2 protein-coding genes and 1 pseudogene are annotated in these 1,256 nt (G+C 64.0%); 1 reads left to right on the top strand and 2 read right to left on the bottom strand.

Going from position 1 to position 1,256, the window contains the following annotated elements:
* Positions 1-185: pseudogene (locus tag EOA22_RS34100) on the top strand (transcriptional regulator); the annotation flags it as partial.
* A 73-nt stretch (positions 186-258) separates the two neighbouring features.
* On the opposite strand, the gene EOA22_RS34095 reads toward EOA22_RS34100, so the two are convergent.
* Together EOA22_RS34095 and EOA22_RS34090 are read right to left on the bottom strand one after the other, a co-directional pair.
* The gene (locus EOA22_RS34095) at positions 259-426 is read right to left on the bottom strand and encodes a hypothetical protein (RefSeq protein WP_245441843.1); all 168 of its coding nucleotides are present in this window, start codon (positions 424-426) and stop codon (positions 259-261) included.
* A gap of 416 nt (positions 427-842) precedes the next feature.
* The coding region (locus EOA22_RS34090) for a transglutaminase-like cysteine peptidase (protein WP_127390639.1) at positions 843-1,256 on the bottom strand (414 nt) is incomplete at its 5' end.

Raw genomic sequence — 1,256 nt, 5'->3', positions numbered from 1 at the left:
ATGCCGAGGAACTGGCGCGGCTGGCCGAGGCCTCGCACCCGCGTGTAAAACTCGACACGTCGGGTCTTTCCCCCGCCGCCACCGAGCTCGCCAATCTGCTGGCGGAAAACATCGAGAAACTCGACGAAACCGAGCTTCGCCGCATCACCGCATCGATCCGCGGGGCGTTGAACCAGCGGCCGTAGCCTGACGGTCCGCGCCGGTACAAGTTCGCCTGCCTCACGAGGACACTGCCCGCCGGCGGGCAAAGTGGTGAGATCATTTCTTGCCGGCGGTGCCGCCATTTCCACCCCGGCCATGATCGCCGTGGTCGTGGCCATTGTTTCCGCCGCCCAGGCAGTCCGACGCCCCGGCATCACCGCAACAGCGGCCGGCCCAGAGGTCGTTGAGGTTGGCTTTGGCACAGCTGGTGGTCTGATCGGCCATGGCGGATCCGGCCATGCTCGACACCGCGATAGCGGCAAGAAGGGTGTTTCGCAGAAAAGCAGTCATCTGAAGTCTCCATGGTTGGTTTCGGTTCACGGCTGTGTGTCGCTGGCCGGAGCGAAATGGTTCACGGAGAAATGCGAATTCTGGCGGAGGGCCCATCGATTTCGTCATCCACGGGCGGAGCGGACGCGCAGACCCGAGGATCCATGCCGCGAGTTGCGAGCGTCGCGACGGGGCAAAAGATCTGGTGATGACGGTATGACGATTGCAGGCGCCTGTTCCTGCGCCGCAGCGTTCTTCATCGGCATCACGGCATGGATCCCGGGGTCTTCGCGACGGAGCTTCGCTCCTGCTCAGCCCTGTGATGACGAAGCGTTGGATGCCGCCCCTAGGGAAGCCGCCGTTGCCGGTGCCTACTGAACCGCGCCGACCAGAACTTGCTGGCCACCGCGGATCGAGACCCAGCGGCCGGTGTTGTCGATCGCCTGCCGCTTGAGGAAGCGGTAGCCGGTCGCGTCCCATGGCTTGACCTTGTCGGTCAGATTGTCGAGCACATAGTCGCCCTCGTCGGTGCGCACCGTCAGCACGGCGTGGCCCTCGCCGTCGGGCTTGCGCACGACGGTGATCAGAAGATCGGCAAGCGAGATGCTCATGCGCGAAAGCTGGCGTCGCTTTTCCAGCACATAGTCCTCGCAATCGCCGACGCCCTTGTCGGGATAGGCCCAGACCTCGTCCTTGCCGTAGATGTCCATGTCGCTCATCGGCTTGACGGCGGCGTTGACCCTGGCGGTGACATTGAGAAGCTTGCGCCTCAGCGCGTCGGTTAT

It is taken from the genome of Mesorhizobium sp. M7A.F.Ca.US.014.04.1.1, assembly GCF_003998745.1.
Classification (GTDB): Bacteria; Pseudomonadota; Alphaproteobacteria; order Rhizobiales; family Rhizobiaceae; genus Mesorhizobium; species Mesorhizobium ciceri.
This window is presented reverse-complemented; position numbering and strand designations above follow the sequence as displayed.